12 protein-coding genes are annotated in these 12907 nt (G+C 50.5%); 8 read left to right on the forward strand and 4 right to left on the reverse strand.

All coding sequences use genetic code 11. The features are described from left to right. The first annotated feature begins 92 nt into the window (after nucleotides 1-92). From LQ777_RS19495 to LQ777_RS19515, 5 genes are all read left to right on the forward strand, one after another. Complete coding sequence (locus tag LQ777_RS19495; RefSeq protein ID WP_232559614.1) at nucleotides 93-1208, forward strand: LysM peptidoglycan-binding domain-containing protein; 1116 nt, start codon at nucleotides 93-95, stop codon at nucleotides 1206-1208. A 70-nt stretch (nucleotides 1209-1278) separates the two neighbouring features. Next, nucleotides 1279-1491, forward strand: a complete 213-nt coding sequence (locus tag LQ777_RS19500) for a hypothetical protein (RefSeq protein WP_232559615.1) — start codon at nucleotides 1279-1281, stop codon at nucleotides 1489-1491. Further along, nucleotides 1488-2255 (forward strand): TIGR02757 family protein, encoded by a 768-nt coding sequence (locus LQ777_RS19505; RefSeq protein ID WP_262923845.1) that lies wholly within the window; start codon nucleotides 1488-1490, stop codon nucleotides 2253-2255. The genes LQ777_RS19500 and LQ777_RS19505 overlap by 4 nt, the downstream gene beginning before the upstream one ends. A gap of 88 nt (nucleotides 2256-2343) precedes the next feature. Continuing rightward, complete coding sequence (locus LQ777_RS19510) at nucleotides 2344-3600, forward strand: alkaline phosphatase family protein (protein WP_232559616.1); 1257 nt, start codon at nucleotides 2344-2346, stop codon at nucleotides 3598-3600. Between the two features lie 337 nt (nucleotides 3601-3937). Continuing rightward, on the forward strand, nucleotides 3938-4969 hold the full coding sequence (locus LQ777_RS19515) for an aldose 1-epimerase (protein WP_232559617.1): 1032 nt from the start codon (nucleotides 3938-3940) through the stop codon (nucleotides 4967-4969). A 64-nt stretch (nucleotides 4970-5033) separates the two neighbouring features. On the opposite strand, the gene LQ777_RS19520 is transcribed toward LQ777_RS19515, so the two are convergent. The 3 genes from LQ777_RS19520 to amaB form a co-directional block, all read right to left on the reverse strand. Next, the gene (locus LQ777_RS19520; RefSeq protein WP_232559618.1) at nucleotides 5034-5762 is read right to left on the reverse strand and encodes a 3-keto-disaccharide hydrolase; all 729 of its coding nucleotides are present in this window, start codon (nucleotides 5760-5762) and stop codon (nucleotides 5034-5036) included. 78 nt (nucleotides 5763-5840) lie between these two features. After that, complete coding sequence (locus tag LQ777_RS19525) at nucleotides 5841-6401, reverse strand: hypothetical protein (protein ID WP_232559619.1); 561 nt, start codon at nucleotides 6399-6401, stop codon at nucleotides 5841-5843. Nucleotides 6402-6593: 192 nt separating this feature from the next. Next, the gene (gene amaB / locus LQ777_RS19530; protein WP_232559620.1) at nucleotides 6594-8117 is read right to left on the reverse strand and encodes an L-piperidine-6-carboxylate dehydrogenase; all 1524 of its coding nucleotides are present in this window, start codon (nucleotides 8115-8117) and stop codon (nucleotides 6594-6596) included. A gap of 137 nt (nucleotides 8118-8254) precedes the next feature. Here amaB and LQ777_RS19535 point away from each other — a divergent pair, with 137 nt between their 5' ends. After that, the gene (locus LQ777_RS19535; RefSeq protein ID WP_232559621.1) at nucleotides 8255-9286 is read left to right on the forward strand and encodes a fasciclin domain-containing protein; all 1032 of its coding nucleotides are present in this window, start codon (nucleotides 8255-8257) and stop codon (nucleotides 9284-9286) included. 66 nt (nucleotides 9287-9352) lie between these two features. Here the strand turns inward: LQ777_RS19535 and LQ777_RS19540 are convergent, their stop codons facing one another. Beyond that, entirely contained in the window at nucleotides 9353-10669 is a 1317-nt protein-coding gene (locus LQ777_RS19540) for a gluconate:H+ symporter (protein ID WP_232559622.1), read from the reverse strand. A gap of 253 nt (nucleotides 10670-10922) precedes the next feature. Here LQ777_RS19540 and LQ777_RS19545 point away from each other — a divergent pair, with 253 nt between their 5' ends. Together LQ777_RS19545 and LQ777_RS19550 are read left to right on the forward strand one after the other, a co-directional pair. After that, nucleotides 10923-11522: an RNA polymerase sigma factor gene (locus LQ777_RS19545; protein WP_232559623.1), complete on the forward strand. Its 600-nt coding sequence runs from the start codon at nucleotides 10923-10925 to the stop codon at nucleotides 11520-11522. 110 nt (nucleotides 11523-11632) lie between these two features. Beyond that, on the forward strand, nucleotides 11633-12754 hold the full coding sequence (locus LQ777_RS19550; protein ID WP_232559624.1) for a FecR family protein: 1122 nt from the start codon (nucleotides 11633-11635) through the stop codon (nucleotides 12752-12754). Nucleotides 12755-12907: the final 153 nt, after the last annotated feature.

Here is a 12907-nt window from a genome sequence, read left to right on the forward strand (position 1 = left end):
GAGGATGATAAAAGTTGGCTAACTTTTTACGCTATTTTTACGGCAATCTCTATATATTGAATTCCCTATCGGATTTTGGTTAGTTCTAACCCATGAAAAAATTAGTAGTTCTCACTGTGCTACCGCTGCTGGTAAGTAGTCTGGCAAGCGCCTATACCGTGGCCGATTCAGTGGGTGTTGAGAAAAAAGACGGTAAACGGTTTATTCTGCACCGCGTCGATCAGGGGCAAACCTTGTACGCTATTGCTCGGCGCTATTCCAGTTCGGTGAGTGCGATTAAATCGGCAAATCCTAATATAGGTAATGCCGTTCGATTCGCTCAAGTGGTTCGGATTCCAATTGCTGATGGCGCGCTTAGCCGGAAAGAAGCGAAAGCTATCGACAAGGCCATTCGAAAGGAAGAGAAAGAAAAGGATAAGGAAGCCAAAAACGATACGGGTACTTCGACGAAAACGGCGGAGCGGCAGAACAAAGAAGCCCGTAAAAGCAGCGATCCAGCCAAAGCAGGTATTCACGTAGTAGAATCTGGCCAGACGTTATACAGCCTGGCGGTTCGTTATGGCGTGTCGCAGGCCGATCTTCGCAAATGGAATAACCTACCCGGCAACAACGTCCTGATCGGACAGGCACTAATCGTTACGGAGAAAGCTTACCAGGCCCGCACACCTTCTACCCCCGTTGCGACTGCGCCCGTAAAAGTGCCAACGCCAGCTAATGCCGATACACCCGCTCGTACCGTACCCAAAGTAGAGCGTCCGGCTCCGCGAAAAAGTGAGTCGACAGCAAAAGTAGAAACGCCCAAGCCCGAAAATACGACTGCGCCTAAAACCGAGAATCAGCCCAGTTCGCCTACTTCATCGTCAGCAACGGAGAAATCGGAGGAAGTTGAAATAGAAACGCCCAGACCGGGCAACGACGCGCCAATGCCAACGCGTGGCCGACGGATTGCCACGAGTGGCGTTGCCGAAATGATCGACGGCGATGGTTCGGGTAAGTATCTGGCGCTGCACCGCACCGCCCCCATTGGTACGCTGGTTCAGGTACGCAACGAATTCAACAACCAAAGTTTGTGGGTGAAGGTGATTGGCCGGCTTCCCGACACGGGCGTCAATGACAAGATCCTGGTAAAACTGTCAACGCAGGCATTCGCGAAACTTTCCCCGCAAGACCGGCGTTTTCGGGCAGAGGTCAGTTACATTGCTCCTTAAACAGTTTTCGGCGGTAACCTAGTCAACGCATTGCGCATCGATTTCTGCTGAAAACGGACAACCTAAACGTATGGAAACGAAAGAAGAACGCATTGCCCGGCGAAATCGAGAACGGGATAAGAAAATGAAATCCTCACCGGGTTACGTTACGTTCAGCATCATGTTTACGCTGGCTTATCCATTTATTGCGGTATTCACCTTCGTCATGTCAACGCTGTTGGCTATTTTTTCGAGCGTGTCCCGGGTAATGGCCTGGGCCGTCAGTGGAGGAAAATCACATTGACACATACCCAACTTTCTGATTTACTTAACGAGAAGGCCGATCAGTACAATCGGCCTTCATTTATTGATCGCGATCCCATCAGCATTCCGCACCGCTTTTCGCAAAAGCAGGATATTGAAATCATGGGATTCTGGTCAGCCGTATTAGCCTGGGGACAGCGACCGGTAATTCTAAAAAAGTCAACCGAGTTGGTCACCCTGATGGATGGTGCTCCGTACGACTTTATCCGGAACCACGAGGAAAGCGACCTCAAGCGGTTTCTAGCTTTTAAGCACCGCACCTTTAACGCCACCGACGCCCTGTACTTTCTGCATTTTTTCCGTCAGTATTACCAGCAGAACGACTCGCTGGAAGATGCCTTTCTGACTGTAGAGAACTCCACCGTTGAACCCAATCTGATCGCTTTCCACGACCGCTTTTGTGGGCTTACTGACTTCTTTCCCGAACGGACTCGTAAGCACATTGCCACGCCCGCCCGCAATTCATCGTGCAAACGACTGCTGATGTTTTTGCGCTGGATGGTTCGCCGGGACGACCGGGGTGTCGATTTTGGGCTTTGGACACGCCTTCGCCCTGATCAACTGGTTATGCCGATTGATGTTCACGTCAACCGCGTAGCGCGTAAGCTGGGCTTGCTGGTCAGACCGCAAACCGATTGGAAAGCAGCATTAGAACTCACCGAAAATCTGCGCCAGTTTGACGGCATGGACCCAGTACGGTACGATTTCGCTTTATTCGGGCTGGGCGTCGAAGGCGAAATGTAAGGCTTCACGTTATGCATTCATAACCCATTCGTAAAAACGGTAAACTGTCGGTAATAAGCACGAGTCGAACAATTCGTTATTTTGCCGCATGACAACTCCGTGGCGCATTTTTGGCTTAGTAACGACCTGCTGGCTATTTTCAGTAACGCTTCTTTTGGCGCAGATCCGACCGAAGAAAGCCTTATTTATTATCGTAGATGGGATTCCGGCGGATGTCATTGAGCGGGAATCGACGCCAAACCTGGACAGCATAGCCAAGGAAGGTGCTTACAAACAGGCTTATGTGGGTGGTATCAAAGGCACGTACTCGCAAACGCCAACCATTTCGGCAGTCGGGTACAACAGCCTGCTGACGGGTACCTGGGTTAACAAGCACAACGTCTGGGACAATAGCATCAAAGCACCCAACTACCACTACCCGACTATTTTTCGGTTGTTTAAAGAGCAGTATCCGACGAAAAAGATCGCTGTTTTTTCCAGTTGGGTCGATAACCGAACAAAGCTTGTGGGTGAAGGACTCGCTCAGACGGGCAACCTCAAACTTGATTACCACACGGATGGCTATGAACTGGACACGGTACGTTTTCCGCACGATCCGGAACGTGATTTCATGGCCAAGATCGACCATCAGGTCGTATCGGATGCCGTTGCATCAATTCAAAACCAGGCTCCTGATCTGACCTGGGTATATCTCGAATACACCGACGACATGGGCCATCGTTATGGCGACAGTCCACCCTTTGTCAAAGCCGTACACCAAGTGGATGCCGAGATTGGCCGCATCTGGAACGCTATTCAGCAGCGGCAGAAAAACAACGGGGAAGACTGGCAGATTTTTATAACGACCGACCACGGCCGGGATGAGCAAACAGGCAAGAATCACGGTGGGCAGTCGCCCCGGCAGCGCGCTACGTGGCTAGTTACAAACACCAAAAACCTCAATGCATATGCTGAACGGTTTCAGCCAGCCGTTGTCGATATCATGCCCACAATGGCCCGTTTCCTGACCGTTTCGATTCCCAAGGAACTGAGTCGGGAGATTGATGGCATCCCGCTCACGGGTTCTGTTTCGTTAGCGGAGCCAGTGATCCAGCCTAAACCAAACCAGTTAGACATAACCTGGAAAGCGCTGGCGCAAACCGGAACGGTCAACGTATGGCTGACAACAACCAATCAATTCGAAACGGGCGGTAAAGACACTTACACGCTGATGGCAAAGGTCCCGCTCTCGAAGGAACACGTAGTGATCGGGACAAGTAAACTACCTTCGTCATTTTACAAGATCGTGCTGGAAGGTCCGTCCAACACGGTAAACCGCTGGGTCGTGCTTGGTGAACAGAAGTAGTTCTAAAGCGTGTAGTCTATTACTGATCCGTGAACTACGTTATCAAGTTTGGTGCTGTCAATAGAGTCGTGTGGTCAGGTTTGAGAACCTGACCACACGACTCTATTGACAGAGTTCATAAACTACTGATTGAAAGATGTGAAACTGGTTGACGTTGTTCACACTAAGATGCCAATCCATTTTATGGCCGATTGGCGCGCCAATTGGTCAGTTTCTGCCATTTTTTCTGCTGTAGCTGGCTACGGAGAAATTGGGCAGCCATTCTCCTTTTCGTAAAAGAAATAAACAAAATTATGGTTCGGCAACTTACTTTAGGAAACCATCTTTGCCAGGCTTTATGTCTTTTACGATTACGACTCAGCCTTTTGGTCCATTACCTTCCGACCGGAAGCCGCTGACAGAATATATCCTCCAGTACCCTGGAACGGGCGAGTTTATCTCGGTTATTCCCGAATTCGGGGGTGTTCTCCGTCGCTTGGTCCTCCGTCGTGGCGATCATTTGTACGCTTTGCTGAAATCGCCGGAATCTCCGCAGGCATTGATAGCCGATGAATCATACGCAGGCTCCTTACTTTTTCCTTTTCCAAGCCGCATCCGACACGGGATCTATGCGTTTGAAGGCGAAAAGTATGCGCTGAGAATGAACGAGGCCAGTCGCGATAACGCCATTCATGGTTTTGTGCACGGGCAGACGTTCACCGTAGTCAATCAGGAAACGACGCCTAATCATGCAAGCTTAACGCTTCAATACGATTATGCAGGTGATACCGTTGGTTATCCGTTTCCATTTGCGCTTACGGTCACGTACGAACTAACTCGTGCTGATTGGTTAACCCTTGGCAGCAATCCTTCTGATGACCGTCTGTGTGCGCTGCGCATCAGCTATTCGGTACTCAACACGGGTACAAGCCGCTGTCCAGTAGCCTTTGGCTGGCATCCTTATTTTACGTTTTCGGGAGAATCCATTGACGAATTAACGATCAGTCTGCCCAATCGGCAGGCGATTACGCTCGATGACGCCATGATGCCCAGTGGTCGTCAACCCGCCGAAACGGCTGAAACGATGTCCTTGAAAGAACGGCAGTTCGATGTTCCATTTCTTATCGAACCTACCGGTCAAACGTCTGATGGGATAAGCTATGCGGAAACGGTACTGGAGTCACCGAAAGCAGGGGTCAAGCTCGTAGTTGGCCAGGAGACAGGCGAAGGAAAGCTTAACTATCTGGTGTGTTTTACTCCGCCCCGGCGCGATAGCATCGCCATAGAACCGTTAACCGCCAACGTCGATTCGCTCAATAACGGAGAAGGATTGACGGTTCTCAATCCAGGCGAAGCGACTAGCGGATCGATGTGGGTGCGGTTGCAATAGCGGCTTCGAAACAGGGTGTTAGCCAGGCATAAAGATCAATCTATAGCCTAGCTAACACCCTGTTCTATAAAGACCTGATTTTTATATTTCGAAACCAGACGGTACTCCCCCAATCCTGTAGACCGATACGGCCCGAGAAGTTTCCCTTACTGATTGGGGCAGCATTAAGCTTACTCGCGGCTACTCGTTGCTTCCACTCAGCGCTGGTCAAATCGTGCTCCTGAATGCTGAAGCCGTTGAGAGAGACCGTCAATTTGTTATTTTTCAGGACGAAGTGGATTTGATTCCACTGGCCAACCGGATTCACTTCTCGCAAGCGGGCGTTGGCTACGCTGAAAAAGTCGCCCGCCCGGTGCGTATTTTCCTTCGCTCCTTCGTAGATAGCGTCATCGAGTACCTGAAGCTCTAACCCGGTATCAAAAATGTTTTTGTACTGGGGCGCTTCCTGCACGAAGAAAAAGATCCCGCTGTTGGTAAACCGCTCTACTTTCCATTCCGCTTTAAACTCAAAATTACCGGTAAACGCTGCGTCGGTCACCAGATCTCCCCCGTCGGGCGCTTTGTTGCCGACACGATTTGGCACATTGAGTTTCAAGGCACCCTGATCAATTTGCCAGGACGTTCCCACGGGTTTGCCGCCGTAGGTATGCCAGCCAGCGGTATTTCGGCCATTGAAAAGAAGTTTCCAGCCTTCTTTTTTCTCTTGAGGAGATAACGCATTAGGCGACTGAGCGCGCGTCTCGGCAATGAGAAGGCACAAAAGGAAAACGAGAACATAACGTTTGCGAACCATACGAAAGAGGTATTGCCTACATTCCGAAAGCGGAAAACAGACAATACCTCCTTATGAATCGTGATCTAAAAAACGAACCTACCAGCTAATCGCCTTTAAACGAACACCTTGTGGCGCTTCGGCGTCCGATAGTTTGATACCCGCTTTTCCGCTTTCCACCTGGTAATTCATCGTTTCCTGTTTCAGCTCGCTTTGCTTAGCATCGCGTTTGATGTTGCTTTTGGGTGCGCAGGAATAATAGCCCCGGTAATTTCCGCCGGTCGGTGTAATGACAAACGAATGGTTAGACTCATTGACGGTTATCCGTCCTTTGAAATACGAATACGCTTCCGTCCGGCAGTTGTAGCTCATTACCGAGTTGATCACATATTGTTCGTAGGTACCGTCAGCGTGAAAGTCGAAGACCAGAGCCTGTTCGTAAGCATTGCCCGCGTATACCCCATTGTAGTCCCAAAAGTTCGTTGGCGAGAAAGTTCCGTACGACCATTTACCTACCAACTCAGACGGAATTCGGCTTCCTCCTCCAGTCGATGGGGCGCTCGGACCGTCGGTTGATGGGTCGATGACGGGCTCATTACCTTGTTTGCAGGCTACCGATAACGTTACCAGCGCAAAAAGCGCTATTAAATGCATTTTCATTAGTAGTCGTTTAGTTGTTTCGTTTTGATTCATTTTCTGAATTGTTCACAAAACAAGCAATACGGCTGCCTGTACACTACGCCAGCGTTCACCAAGGTACTAATCCGACGACTGAACTGCCTAAAACAAGGGTTGAACTGTCAGGCTAACCATCTGGCCTGACGACTTACTGATTACTACGGCTGCGCGCCTTTACAATTCAAACGTAATACCCTGTGCAAGCGGTAGGGCGGTGCCATAGTTGACGGTATTCGTTTGCCGACGCATGTACGCTTTCCAGGCATCGGAACCAGACTCACGACCCCCACCCGTTTCTTTTTCACCGCCAAAGGCTCCACCGATCTCCGCGCCCGATGTACCAATGTTGACATTAGCAATGCCACAGTCGGAGCCGACAGCCGACAGGAAGCGTTCTGCCTCACGCATGTTCAACGTAAAAATAGCCGACGACAAACCTTGGGGAACCGCATTTTGCTGTCTGATCGCATCATCCAGCGTACTGTATCGAAGCAGGTACAGGATGGGGGCAAATGTCTCCCGTTGTACGACAGACCACTGATTTTCGGCTTCGGCAATACAGGGCCGAACGTAGCAACCCGACTCAAAACCAAGCCCTTCCAAAAGCCCCGGCTCTACGATAAATCGCCCACCCGACTCACGAATCTCATTTACGGCTAGTTGATAACTTTTAACCGCCTGCTGGTCAATGAGCGGCCCGACATGGAACGACTCATCCAACGGACTACCGATCCGCAGCTGCGCGTAAGCACTTTTAAGCCGATTTTTTACGTCGTCGTATACACTATCCTGCACAATCAGTCGGCGGGTAGTTGTGCAACGCTGCCCTGCTGTACCAACGGCCCCAAAAACAACCGCGGGGATAGCCAGATCAAGATCGGCGTGTTCCGAAATAATAATGGCGTTGTTACCACCCAATTCAAGCAGGCTACGGCCCAATCGACCCGCTACGGCTTCGGCGACTGCTTTGCCCATGCGTGTACTACCCGTAGCCGATACCAGCGCGATACGCGGATCACGCGCCAGCCACTCACCCGCGTCGCGTCCACCCGTAATAAGGCAGGATACGCCTTCGGGCACATCGTTGTTGCGCAGTACTTCACCAATGATCTGCTGACAGGCTAAAGCCGTCAAGGGTGTTTTCTCGGACGGTTTCCAGATGCACACATCGCCACAAACCCAGGCCAGCATGGCATTCCACGACCAGACGGCTACGGGAAAGTTAAAGGCGGAAATGATGCCGACGACACCCAACGGATGCCACTGTTCAAACATCCGGTGCGCTGGTCGTTCCGAATGCATCGATAGTCCATACAACTGGCGGGACTGTCCCACGGCAAAATCGCAGATATCAATAATTTCCTGCACTTCGCCTAGCCCTTCCTGAAGAGACTTTCCCATTTCATAGCTGACAAGCGTACCTAGCTCACGCTTGTAGCGACGAAACTGCTCGCCCATCTGCCGAACAATTTCGCCCCGACGCGGGGCCGGTACCAACTGCCATTCCTGGAAAGCGGCCTGCGCCGTTTCGACAACTCGGTCGTAATCGGCACGGGTGGATGGGTGAACGCGGGCAATAAGCTGCCCATCGGCAGGAGAATAAGATTCAATTGTTTTCTCGGTAGACTGCCAGAACTGCTGCCCAGTGCTTGTTCCGGGCTTTACGGGTTGCGTTGGTAAGGGAAGAATCGACTGCATAACGATCAGTATTCAATAAGTTACACGGCGGCAAATCTATCCGCCTTTGGCTAAACAACGGATACAGGGTAGTAAACTTTTTACGCTCAAATAGGTTGAGAACATAACATTTACTGTCTCAACGACTACGCAACGTTATGAAAATGAACAAAACTCTTAGCTTGCTGACGCTCGGTGCAGTGTTGGCAACAGAAGCCGTCTGGGCTCAATCGACGCCCACCGGAACCGCAACCTCAACCACCTATCCGCAAGGAGCCATAGCTACTGATTCGACGCAGGGCAAAATGTCCAAAAGTCAAAAGCGAGCAATGAAACGCAACCGAAAAGAGATGGAACAAAACTCACGGGGCAACTCTGCTTCAACGACCAATCCACAGGACGGGCAGTATCGGCAAAGTTCAAGCAGCGAAGGAACTGCGGTCAACAACAGCAATACAACCAACTACAACAGCAACAACGTTACCAACGCCCCTACCGGTGCAGGTAGTAATCCGTCAACGATGAATACGCCAACGCCCGCCGATCAGGTAAGCAACGGACAGAACAACTCAGCCGCTCGTAGCTCCGCAAGCAGCGACGGAGCAGGTTATTCGCCCGCTAACGTAAGCACAACGACGGGTGCCACCACCGGAGCTGCCGTATCGGGTGCTTCAACTGGCAAAGAACCAGCCGTAAAAGCTGGTAGCACAGACCGGAGTGCCAGCGTCGGTGATTTTATTTCGTCGTCGCCAAACTTTACGACACTGCAAAACGCGCTTCAATCCTCCGATCTGTTTGAGACGCTGAAAGGCAGTGGTCCATACACGGTTTTTGCTCCTTCGAATAAAGCATTCAAGAAATTACCAGTCAGTGCACAAAGTGGCCTGCTGGAAGGCAAAAACCGCGATGGCTTGAAAAAACTGCTTTCATACCACGTTGTGCGCGGTGAAGTCGATGCAGCCGAACTGGGCCGTCGAATCAAAGCAGGTAATGGCAAAGCTGAACTGCAAACGCTAGCGGGCAGTACCCTTCTGGCGAAACAAGGCTCGAACGGCAGCATTGAGCTAACCGATGATCAGGGTCATTCGGCTGTAATCGATGCCGCCGATACGTATAAATCAGCCAACGGTGTGGTTCATAGCATTGACGTTGTGCTTACGCCCAAGGGAGGTGACAGCCTGTTACGATAGGCTTTCAGTAAGAAAATAGAAACGCCCGGTGCTCGTCAATCCAACGAGCACCGGGCGTTTTGGCGTTTAAGCGATTATCAGATTCAATACCATCACACCCGCCAACCCCGTCACCGATACCAGCGTTTCCATGACCGACCACGTTTTCAGCGTATCAGCCATCGACAGTTGAAAATATTCGCGGAACAGCCAGAAGCCCGTGTCATTGACATGAGAGAACATCATGCTTCCCGCACCGATGCTCAGTACCATCAGGTTAGGCTCGACTCCCGACGCCTTCAACAACGGTGCGACAAACCCCGCCGTCGTAATACCAGATACGGTAGAAGAGCCAACACATACCCGAATAATAGCCGCCATTGTCCAGGCCAGTACGTACGGGTGCAAGGATGAATGTTGCATCAGATCGGCGATAGCCTGACTCACACCGCCATCGGTCAGCACCTGTTTGAGGGCACCAGCACCGCCAAAAATCAATAACAACATAGCCACTTCCTTTACCGAATCGGTCAGTAGAACCGTGGTTTCGGCCATCGATTTTCCCCGTTTCAAGCCAAGCAATCCCACCGCTACCAGCACAGAAACCAACATACTGACCGTCGGTTCGCCCAGCGTGAGCAGTACCTGACTGGCCAGTGAGCGCTCAGCTAAAAATGGTCGAACGAATGTGATTACGCCAATTAGTAGGATCGGCAGCAAAACCGTTAGAAAGCTTACGGCAACCGAAGGCATTTGCTCGTCGGTCAGTTCAGCGGCCATGAACACTTTGTTAGGCAAGGTTGTGTACCGCTTTAAGGTTGAGCCAAATAACGCGCCTGAAATCAGAATGGCCGGGATAGAAACCAGGATTCCGTAGCCGAGTGTCAGCCCCATATCGGCGTTGAACTGCTTCAGGATTGCTAATGGAGCCGGGTGCGGGGGCAAATACCCTTGCGTAACCGACAAGGAGGCCAACATGGGCAGACCGATATAAAGCGCAGGCAACTTATACCGGTAAGCAACGGTAATAACCAAAGGAGCCAATAGCAGGAAGCCAACCGAATAAAACAAGGGCAGCCCAACGATGAAGCCGGTGATCATAAAAGCCCAGCGCGCGTGGCGAGTACCAACCAGCGACATCATCGTTACGGCAATCTGCTGAGCGGCTCCACTAGTGGCTACCAACTTTCCTAACATGGCTCCCAGCGCAATAATGCCAACAATAGAGCCCAGCGTACCGCCTATTCCTTTTTGAATCGATTCGAAGATGGTGGATGGCGACAATCCCAGTGCAAAGCCGACCCCTAGTGAAACCAGCAGAAAAGCCAGGAAGGTATGCAGACGCGCGTAGGAAATCAGAATAATCAGTACAAAAATACCAAGGGTAGTAATCAGCAACGGCATACCGGCAAAAGATCGTTGCCCAACAGATTTACTTTTACTAGTTTATTGAGTTACAGTACCCTAGGCTTTCCTCTACCCGAAGAGTTTTGTTTTCCGTGTTTTTTCTGGCAACTATGATTGAGTCAACTTGTTCTATTTTGCCTTATAAGTTGCCTGAATGCGTCCACTAAATGCACAAAAAATACTTATTTTATTCTAGGGTTCGTTAAATTTACACACTTATTCGTTAGCCGACTCAACGAACGTATTTACCATGGCTACCAGCAAGATATTTGATGATGAACCCGGCCTTTGGAACGCTTTCCAACAAGGGGACATCAGAGCTTTTGAATTAATTTACCGGACGCATTCGTCAATGCTGCTTTCCTACGGCAGACGTTTGTGCAGCGATCATGATCTGGTCAACGACGTAGTTCAGGACGTGTTTGTGGAGATATGGACCCGCCGGAGTACCTTACGTGACCTTCATACAATTAAATACTACCTCTTCCGAATTGTTCGTAACAAGCTGTCGAAGCTACGCGCCAGCAACTTACTGGTAGCCGTTGACGAAGATGATCGTATGGACGATGAGCAATTGCTTTCGCCATCCATCGAGTTTTTGATTACGCAGCAGGAAACAAGTAACGACCAGGCCGTCCGCCTTCAGCAGGCGATTACCAAACTACCCAGTCGGCAGCGTGAAGCGATCACGCTTGCCTTTTATCACGATTTCAGCAACGAAGAAATTGCCGGAATCATGGGAATCAATCACCAATCGGTTATCAACCACCTGAACCGAGCGTTGACCTTCCTGCGCGACTTGCTGACTAATCAGCCAATCATAGCTATCCTGATAGGGCTTTTTTTATGACCCTCATTTTCAGTTTTTTTGTTAACAGTCAAAAAGTTTTTAAAAAAATTCAAAAAAAGTGAGTTGAAAGCAGGTCTTCTTGCCTATTGCATGTAGAAGATCTGTAGATGATGAACCAGTACGATAGTTGTGAGGACTTTGTGGCCGACTCTTATTTTCGGCAATGGGTAAAGCAACCCGACGAAGCCTCTATTCTTTACTGGGAAGCTTACCTCGCGGAATACCCGGAAAAAGCCCAGATGGTACGCCAGGCGGTTGAGCTTGTCAAGCAGCTGTCGGACGCCAGCGCAAGCCAAACTGATCCAGTTACCCGTGACACCGAAGATGCGGTCTGGCAGGGAGTTCTCCATCAGATAGGTCATTCCCATCGGTCGTCATTCGGACCCTTCTTTAACCTCAGCCGAAACTGGCAGAACCTGCTGGCAATAGCCGCGTCTGTCACTGTTGCGCTCGGCCTTGGCTGGTGGCTCCTCATCCACCGTTCGGGTAGTGCAGTTTTGAAAGTTGACCAGCTAACACGGGTTAACCATTCACTGATTGAACAAACCAACACGACCCAGGCAACGAAGCTGATTGCTTTACCGGACGGTAGCTCAATCTTTCTCAAGAAGGGAAGTAAGGTAGCGTACTCCAGGAAATTCGACGAGCCAAACCGCACAGTTCATCTGACTGGCGAAGCGTATTTCGAGATAGCCAAGGATGCTTCCCGGCCTTTTCTGGTCCACGCTCACGAGCTATCGACAAAAGTATTGGGCACAAGCTTTACCATTCGCGCTTATCCCAACGACAAAGACGTGGTAGTTACTGTTCGATCGGGGCGGGTAGCAGTTTTTCCGCAATCGAACCGCAAACAGTCGCCTAAAACCCGTTTGGCAACGCCCGAAGAAATCGTGCTGACCCGGAATCAACAGATCGTTTTTGCGCGGCAGCAAGCCCGGTTCGTGCGGACCAGCCGCGTGCTGGCTACTACTCCCCTTTTTCCTAAAGGGTTGTCGACCAGTTTGCCAACATTCGATTTCAACGCTACACCGATCAGCGAAGTATTTTCCCAGCTGGAAAAGGTGTACGGCGTGAAAATTATATACGATAAAAATGGGCTGGGCACCTGCCGACTGACAGCCGATTTGACGAACGAATCCTTAGCCGAAAAGCTGATGATTATTTGCAAAAGCATTGAAGCCGAATACCGAATGCAGCAACTAACGGTTGTTGTATCCGGGCCGGGTTGTTAGCCCCAAGCCTATGCATCAGCGCATTAATCAGTAACCCCGAACTACTTAAAACCAACTACTATGTAATAAAACAATTTGCCAAGAGGGAGTCAGCAATGCGCCAACATCACTGACTCCGGTACTACCCCAACAGTCGCTAAACCTTCGCCCGCG

Origin of the sequence: Spirosoma oryzicola (genome assembly GCF_021233055.1) — a bacterium.
Lineage (GTDB): Bacteria > Bacteroidota > Bacteroidia > Cytophagales > Spirosomataceae > Spirosoma > Spirosoma oryzicola.

Bases quoted from the DNA above. Each gene is read 5' to 3' on its own strand.
- LQ777_RS19500 (WP_232559615.1), top strand. From the start codon at position 1,279: ATGGAAACGAAAGAAGAACGCATTGCCCGGCGAAATCGAGAACGGGAT.
- LQ777_RS19545 (WP_232559623.1), top strand. From the start codon at position 10,923: ATGGCTACCAGCAAGATATTTGATGATGAACCCGGCCTTTGGAACGCT.
- LQ777_RS19495 (WP_232559614.1), top strand. From the start codon at position 93: ATGAAAAAATTAGTAGTTCTCACTGTGCTACCGCTGCTGGTAAGTAGT.
- LQ777_RS19525 (WP_232559619.1), bottom strand. From the start codon at position 6,401: ATGAAAATGCATTTAATAGCGCTTTTTGCGCTGGTAACGTTATCGGTA.
- amaB (WP_232559620.1), bottom strand. From the start codon at position 8,117: ATGCAGTCGATTCTTCCCTTACCAACGCAACCCGTAAAGCCCGGAACA.
- LQ777_RS19515 (WP_232559617.1), top strand. From the start codon at position 3,938: ATGTCTTTTACGATTACGACTCAGCCTTTTGGTCCATTACCTTCCGAC.
- LQ777_RS19550 (WP_232559624.1), top strand. From the start codon at position 11,633: ATGAACCAGTACGATAGTTGTGAGGACTTTGTGGCCGACTCTTATTTT.
- LQ777_RS19510 (WP_232559616.1), top strand. From the start codon at position 2,344: ATGACAACTCCGTGGCGCATTTTTGGCTTAGTAACGACCTGCTGGCTA.
- LQ777_RS19540 (WP_232559622.1), bottom strand. From the start codon at position 10,669: ATGCCGTTGCTGATTACTACCCTTGGTATTTTTGTACTGATTATTCTG.
- LQ777_RS19520 (WP_232559618.1), bottom strand. From the start codon at position 5,762: ATGGTTCGCAAACGTTATGTTCTCGTTTTCCTTTTGTGCCTTCTCATT.
- LQ777_RS19535 (WP_232559621.1), top strand. From the start codon at position 8,255: ATGAAAATGAACAAAACTCTTAGCTTGCTGACGCTCGGTGCAGTGTTG.